At 37.2% G+C, this 5,301-nt stretch carries 5 protein-coding genes and 1 other RNA gene; all 6 read right to left on the reverse strand.

The features are described from left to right. Nucleotides 1-631: 631 nt before the first annotated feature. Nucleotides 632-1,021, reverse strand: a transfer-messenger RNA (tmRNA) gene (gene ssrA / locus H6F47_RS26705). A gap of 202 nt (nt 1,022-1,223) precedes the next feature. Beyond that, nucleotides 1,224-2,450, reverse strand: a complete 1,227-nt coding sequence (gene coaBC / locus H6F47_RS26710; RefSeq protein WP_190651763.1) for a bifunctional phosphopantothenoylcysteine decarboxylase/phosphopantothenate--cysteine ligase CoaBC — start codon at nt 2,448-2,450, stop codon at nt 1,224-1,226. Then, nucleotides 2,450-2,809: a hypothetical protein gene (locus H6F47_RS26715; RefSeq protein WP_190651769.1), complete on the reverse strand. Its 360-nt coding sequence runs from the start codon at nt 2,807-2,809 to the stop codon at nt 2,450-2,452. The genes coaBC and H6F47_RS26715 overlap by 1 nt, the downstream gene beginning before the upstream one ends. Continuing rightward, nucleotides 2,803-3,930: a DUF262 domain-containing protein gene (locus H6F47_RS26720; RefSeq protein ID WP_190651765.1), complete on the reverse strand. Its 1,128-nt coding sequence runs from the start codon at nt 3,928-3,930 to the stop codon at nt 2,803-2,805. The genes H6F47_RS26715 and H6F47_RS26720 overlap by 7 nt, the downstream gene beginning before the upstream one ends. A 253-nt stretch (nt 3,931-4,183) precedes the next feature. After that, complete coding sequence (locus H6F47_RS26725) at nt 4,184-4,396, reverse strand: DUF2555 domain-containing protein (RefSeq protein WP_096564997.1); 213 nt, start codon at nt 4,394-4,396, stop codon at nt 4,184-4,186. A 159-nt stretch (nt 4,397-4,555) separates the two neighbouring features. Next, complete coding sequence (locus tag H6F47_RS26730) at nt 4,556-5,182, reverse strand: alpha/beta hydrolase (RefSeq protein ID WP_190651767.1); 627 nt, start codon at nt 5,180-5,182, stop codon at nt 4,556-4,558. Nucleotides 5,183-5,301: the final 119 nt, after the last annotated feature.

Genomic DNA, 5,301 nt, shown 5'->3' on the forward strand with positions numbered 1-5,301 from the left:
AAGAGATGGCAAAGAAATTTTCAAATCTCCTCCTGACTCCTGACTCCTGACTCCTATGCCCTCACGGAAAGACTTTCTCAGCAACCCCTAACTAGAACACCGATTCATTAATCGTAAGGGCGAAGCATTCGGACAGAATATGAACTGGTTTCAGCGATAGGTTATCACCCGAATGCTTCGCCCCTACAAGAAACAGAAAAAATTTTTAACACCCACTTACTTAGGGTTTGCTGAATAAACCTAAAACCTTGATGTATCAAAGGTTAGAGGCTGATAAACACAGAAATTAGTGCAAGGGTTTTGAAGGGTATACCGGAAAAAGTGTGCATTTTTTGGGATTTCAAGAGATGGCAAAGAAATTTTCAAATCTCCTCCTGACTCCTGACTCCTGACTCCTGACTCCTATGCCCTCACGGAAAGACTTTCTCAGCAACCCCTAACTAGAACACCGATTCATTAATCGTAAGGGCGAAGCATTCGGACAGAATATGAACTGGTTTCAGCGATAGGTTATCACCCGAATGCTTCGCCCCTACAAGAAACAGAAAAAATTTTTAACACCCACTTACTTAAACCTCAAAAACAAAATCCACTTACATATCAAAATGTAAGTGGACTTGTTAATTATTTTAAGTGGAGCTTATGGGAATTGAACCCATGTCCAAATTGGGTATTTACCCCCCGCTCATTCACAGGTTTAGCCTTTCTGACCCTCAAGGCGGGAATCGTTCATTGTCCCGAACGTAGGATGCTCTGATTTAGTCTTAGCCAGCAAGCCAACCAGAGAACGCTTACTGGAGCATCCGTTGGGGTTAGGTCTCTAGTCCTTAACGGAGTCAAACCAGAGACGCTCGGACCTATAAGAGGCTATTAGGCAGCAACTAGGGCTTCCTTACGAGCAAAGCTTACGATATTGTTCGCATTTACTTTTTGTTTGAGCCTTTGATTTGCGAGAGGAGACTCACTCTCGACCTGAATCACAGAGCAGCTTTCGCCAACCTGTCGAAACCGTTAAAGCCCCATGCGTTTTATATTTCTATTATAGTATGCCGTTTTGGAATTGTGTTGGGTTGATCAAAAAAATTTTTTGTCTTTGGGTATTGGTTATTGGGCATTGGGTTATTAACTTCCCCCTGCTTCCTGCCTCCTGCCTCCTGCCTACTGACTCCTGCCTACTGACTCCTGCCTCCTGCCTCAAGAGGGCAACCACAGGGGGTTTGCCCCTACTGCCTCCTGCTGTAAACAATAAAGTCAAACAAATAATGCGCCATTTCTAACTTAGAACAAGGGGGAATTTCTATTTCTCTTCCTTCTTTATCTAAAAATACCGCTTGATTATGATCACTCCCAAAACCACTGCCAATTTTATCAATAGGGTTGGCTACAATTGCATCTAATTTCTTTCTCTGTAATTTCTCTTTCGCAGGTGTGATAATATCCCCGGTTTGTGCTGCAAAACCGATTAATAATTGCTGGGGTTGTTTAATTTTCCCTAATTCAGCAACTATATCGGGTACTGGTGCAAGGGGTAAATTTTCGGGAAGCGATCGCTTAGGTAATTTCTCTAAACTATAATCTCTCGGTTTCACATCCGCAACCGCCGCTGACATGACTATTATATCTGCATTTCCTAACTGTTCTAACATTACTTGCTGCATTTGAGCCGCACTCACTACGGAAATTGCTTTAACTCCTAAAGGTGCATCCCAACTCCTTGGACAATGTACTAATGTTACCTTTGCACCTCTATGCAATGCTGCCTGTGCTAATGCTAATCCCATTTTACCCGTGGAAGGATTGCCTATAAACCGCACCGGATCTAAATATTCTCTCGTTCCCCCAGCACTGATTAAAACACGCTTCCCGCTTAAATCTCTTTTTCCTTGGGTATGCAATAAAGATTGAATATAAACAAATATTTCTTCTGGTTCGGCCATTCTTCCTGCACCGATGCGATCGCACGCTAACAACCCAGAACCAGTTTGCATACCATAAAATCTTTTATCTGTCAATAGTTGCTGCCAATTTCTTTGTACTGCTACCTGTTCCCACATATCCGTATTCATAGCGGGTGCTAATAAAACAGGACAAGTAGAAGCCAAGACAGTATTTGTTAATAAATTATCTGCCATCCCATAAGCTAACTTAGCTAAAGTATTAGCAGTTAAAGGCGCAATCACAATTAAATCCGCCCATTCTCCCAATTCGATATGTAGGGGTTGAGAATAAACAGGTTGCCAAAAATGCTCATCAGTATAAGCTTGATGACGGGATAAAGTTGCAAAAGTCAAAGGTTTGATAAATTCTTGAGCAGAATTGGTGAGAATCACTCGCACTTCTACACCAGATTTAAACAAACTAGAAACCAATTCACAAACTTTATAAGCTGCAATACCGCCGCCTACAGCAACAATAACTTTTTTGGATTTGGGATTTATAAATGATGGCATTATCTCTTTATTTTATTTAATACTTCTTTAGGGACTTGATCTTCAGGAATTGGAAATCCATGATAGGTTGGATAACCTTGTTCATCAAAGGTATTGTCTGAATGAAACACATAAAATTGATCTGTTTCTTTATGAAATCCATAACGTTTTTCACTATTTTCATTACTATTACATACAGAACTATTTAACACTTTTTGAGCTTCTTGATCTTTTAAATTCATAGGTGTAGCATTTTTCCAATATCCTGAAGGATCATGTTTAGAAGTGCTATTTAAACCCGCCAGTAGAGTTAATGGCTTTAAAGAAAAAGATTGATTTTCAAACGGTTTAAAATTTTTTAAAGTTAAAGAACTTAGCATGATAAAACCTCTTGAACTATTTGATTAATTTTTTCAAAACGATATTTAACTTTACTAGATGCTTGAGATATAGATTTCAAAAAATCAGGATCATTTTCCATTTTTTGTTTAAATTTATCATTCAGAGTTTCTTTATGATTGATTAACTTTTCAATTTCTTGAGCAGTTAACTTGCTTAAAGTAACTGACCACAATTCAAACAGAGATTTATTAACTGGGGACTTTTGAGATTTACGAAAAGCCCTATTTCCAAAAATATTATAAGCTGCTTTCATAGCTATAATCAACTTATTCTCTATTTCTTGGATTAAATTATCTTCTATTGTATTTAATTTTTTCATTGCTTCATTTAAAAAATAAGTGTGACCTTTATTTTCGGGATAATCTTGATAGTTTGTTAAAGTAAAAGCAATAAAATATAGTATAAGTTCATGATCTTCGAGGCGTTCATTTTTCTTTTTAGTTAAATTTATTACTCTTTTAAATTCTGGTAAATTAGCTAATTTCTTCAGAATTTGTATCGGTTTACCTGGATTCATTGCTTGGCGCAATTCCTGGTTATTAAGAGGTAATCCACCAGTATTAATTCTTTGAAAAATATTATATTTTACTTCATCAGGAGTTCCAGGTTCAATTAAACATACTGTTAATTCTGTTTCTTCTATTCTTCTTTGATAAGCACGAGGTAAATCATTATATTTCTTGTTTTCTAAATCTTTAAGAAATTGTAATTCAGTTAATGTAAGTTCTTGATCAATAATAAATTTTTTAAATGTATTAATTCTTTGTAAACCATCTATTACTAACCACTTATCATCATTAGTAGCATCTATATAAAATATGGGAATAGGAATCCGAATTAACAGAGATTCAATTAAACGACTTTTGGCTTTAGGTGTCCAAATATCAGATTGTCGGTAAAATTCAGTATCTAAATCAATTTCATCATGCTTGATTCTTCTTAGTAGTACATCCATTGTCATTGGTTTAGTTTTAACCCTAATTTTGGTAGGATCAAATGGTTCTAAATTTTCATCACCATCATCTTGTTCAAAATTAAAATCATCATCTAATTCATTTTCTTGATCTAGTAATTCCATCTGTTGATTATTTGTGATCATTATGACAACCGTTCCTAATTAATTAGATACAAAAAACTGTATATCATTCTCTAATGATACCAAATAATTCATCTACACAAATCATTTAGGTGTTGACTGATATCATGGCTCGCTTGGCATAAGCCTGTATTATTATTGCATCCATTTGTATGGATCTGTTTGAATCATGTAGTGATTATTTGCATAAAATGATTTATATAAGGGTTTAGCAAGGCCAAACCCTTACAGAATTCTGAATTGTTAGATAAAATCTCTATGCTTCGTCGTAGGGTTCTAAATCTAACAGGTAGATATAAGGCTCAACTAATTCTGGACGCTGAAAGGCGATCGCTCGCAGTAAATGCCAATCATTTAAACCCTCAAAAGCATTGCTATAATTATCCAATTCCAGACGAGTAGCCAAATCTTTTACATCTGTTGCTGTCATAGCAGCAATTTCTTTTCTGGAAACGCTTAGAGTTGTCATAATGCTTGCCCCTCCCTTTTGCAGCACTCGCATTCAGCCGTAGGTGGAGTTGAGCTAAATGAGCTAAAATATCCCACCCAATCTATATTACTAATTAGTGGGCATGAAATTTGTAAATATTTAGCTGATTTTTCTCCTCAATTGTAAAAAATTGATAACTTAACCATCCGCAATTGTCTTGATCACAAATTTTCGCAATACCTCCAGCATTTCTAAATTAATTTCATGTCCCATCACAAATTCATGATATTCGACTACCACTCCTAATGCTTCTGCCACTGCCTTAGCTTTGGTAGCAGCTGACAATGGTACAACTTGATCCTGTGTGCCGTGCATAATTAATGTGGGTGGAAAATTGCCTTTTTGTAAGTTAGCAAGTTGAGGATGTGGATACCCACTCATGACAACTAAACCAGCCAAGGGTAAAGTTAAACCTACATCCAACGTCATGGCACCACCTTGAGAAAACCCACTCAAAACGGTGCGAGACAAAGGCACTCCTGTCATGCTTTCTAAAGACTGCAACCAATCTATCAGTAATTGACGACTTGCTTCTAATCCCTGATACATAGTTTCCTCCTGCAAGTCATACCACGCCCTACCAACTGGGGAATAGGGATAGGGATAAGGGGCATTGGGAAACAAAAATTCACAATCAGGTAAATTGAAATAAGAGGATAAAGATTCTACATCTTGGGCATTTGCACCCCACCCGTGTAACGTGACGATGAGGGCGGCTGGTTTTTGCTTTGTTTTTGGCGAAATTCTAATGAAATCTAAAGTCATGATCAATTATGTTGTTAGTTATTTAGTTAGGGCTGGTAATTGGTAATTGCTAAAAACTCTTAACTGTCCCCAGTCACCAGTCCCCAGTCCCCAGTCCCCAGTCACCAGTCCCCAGTCCC

Source organism: Sphaerospermopsis sp. FACHB-1094 (assembly GCF_014696195.1).
Taxonomy (GTDB): domain Bacteria; phylum Cyanobacteriota; class Cyanobacteriia; order Cyanobacteriales; family Nostocaceae; genus Sphaerospermopsis; species Sphaerospermopsis kisseleviana.

Bases quoted from the DNA above. Each gene is read 5' to 3' on its own strand.
- coaBC (WP_190651763.1), bottom strand. From the start codon at position 2,450: ATGCCATCATTTATAAATCCCAAATCCAAAAAAGTTATTGTTGCTGTA.
- H6F47_RS26715 (WP_190651769.1), bottom strand. From the start codon at position 2,809: ATGCTAAGTTCTTTAACTTTAAAAAATTTTAAACCGTTTGAAAATCAA.
- H6F47_RS26720 (WP_190651765.1), bottom strand. From the start codon at position 3,930: ATGATCACAAATAATCAACAGATGGAATTACTAGATCAAGAAAATGAA.
- H6F47_RS26725 (WP_096564997.1), bottom strand. From the start codon at position 4,396: ATGACAACTCTAAGCGTTTCCAGAAAAGAAATTGCTGCTATGACAGCA.
- H6F47_RS26730 (WP_190651767.1), bottom strand. From the start codon at position 5,182: ATGACTTTAGATTTCATTAGAATTTCGCCAAAAACAAAGCAAAAACCA.